This window comes from Bartonella sp. MR168JLCBS (assembly GCF_042194175.1).
The window spans coordinates 1-1,167 of record NZ_JBHIMP010000126.1; the positions used below are offsets into that span (position 1 = coordinate 1).

1 protein-coding gene is annotated in these 1,167 nt (G+C 37.8%); it reads right to left on the minus strand.

The features are described from left to right. Positions 1-690: 690 nt before the first annotated feature. Positions 691-1,167 (minus strand): 4Fe-4S dicluster domain-containing protein (locus tag ACFIK8_RS09705; protein WP_375669304.1); only part of this gene is annotated, 477 nt, incomplete at its 5' end.

The following is a 1,167-nucleotide window of genomic DNA, read 5'->3' on the forward strand; positions in this document are numbered from 1 at the left end:
GGGTTATGATGGTGAAGCTGTGAGGATCGATACCACCTGTGTTCTAACTCATTCCTATGTTGCGGGCTATAGATTCTGCTACAGGCTATAGAGAACGCTAGCATAAAAGGAAGCATTGGCAAAAAGCAAATTAAGATTTGACCCTGAAGAGTCAGGCTGGATTGGGTGCCTTGAGCCAAGCTTTGCATTTTCTTCTTAACGACAGGAAACTGGAATGCATTTATCCAAGCAGCTTCGCTTATTGAAGGAGGGAGAATACATAAATTATCGCTGATAAAGGTTTTGTTCAGAGATACAATAGAGAACGCATAAGAAAGCAAAACAGCATTCCTGTCCTTCCTTTTCGTTCAAATAAGAAAACAACGCAGAAGAATGGTGAACATTTTTACAAAGAGTGTTACCTTATCGAAATTTTATTTAATAAAATTAAATAGTTAAGATGCATCTCCTTGTGATTGGGATAAAAAACCTCTTCTTTTATGGGATTCGTGGTTTCTGCTTCAATTTTTTTTCTAGCTTAGAGAATGAGGTATCCGAAATCTCGTATTTTATGATGGTTATAGTGTGAAGAGCGTTTCATTGTGTTAAAGAATTGTATGTATTGATGGTGTGGGAATGAGATTTTGGTCTAAGAAAGCACCGTCATTGATTGGGTTTTATAGACTGCAATTTTAGTGAAATGAACAATGATTACATATTTGGATAAAGTGGTCCCTCGTTGCCTTGCGGACAGGTCCAATTGATATTTTGATTAGGATCTTTGATATCGCACGTTTTACAATGGATGCAGTTTGAAGCGTTGATAACATAAGTTTCATGATCATTATGGTCTAGCCATTCGTAGACAGCAGCAGGGCAATAGCGTACGGAAGGTCCTGCGTAAATTGCATATTCAGAATCTTTTTGTTTTTCAAGTGAGGCTATTTTTAAATGGCAAGGTTGATTTTCTTCATGGTGCGTATTGGAAAGGGCAACACTGGAAAGTCGGTCAAAGGTTACAACACCATCTGGTTTTGGGTAAGCAATGGGTTGAAATTTTTCTGCTGGTTCAAGACATGCATAATCTACTTTTCCATGAGAGAGCGTTTTAAATAAGGAAAATCCGAATAATTGTTGCCACCACATATCAAAGCCAGCAAGCTTAATCCCGCATTTTGTACCATATTT